1 protein-coding gene is annotated in these 265 nt (G+C 47.5%); it reads right to left on the reverse strand.

From position 1 onward, the window contains the following. A partial coding sequence (locus AAEZ03_RS27690) for a hypothetical protein (RefSeq protein WP_350583083.1) occupies positions 1 to 237 on the reverse strand: 237 nt, incomplete at its 3' end. Positions 238 to 265: the final 28 nt, after the last annotated feature.

Here is a 265-nt window from a genome sequence, read left to right on the forward strand (position 1 = left end):
CTCTTGGGAGGCATTGGCAATAAAATGCGCATCTTCATTCGGCTGCATATTATCGGTAAGTGCCTTAGCCACGTCTTGCATCATCGCGGCAGGGTCTTTGCCCATCGAAAAGCTGATACCAAAAATAATCACCGCATGGACGACAACGGCGATGACAATAGCAACAGGCAAGCTAATATCACGCTTAGGGGTTTGCGCTGAAAAGTGGTAGCTTTGCGAGTCTTTGATATAGGCCACAATTGGTCTCAGCTTTTAGGTATGAGCG

This window comes from Pseudomonas sp. HY2-MNA-CIBAN-0224 (genome assembly GCF_040310285.1).
Classification (GTDB): Bacteria; Pseudomonadota; Gammaproteobacteria; order Pseudomonadales; family Pseudomonadaceae; genus Aquipseudomonas; species Aquipseudomonas helleri.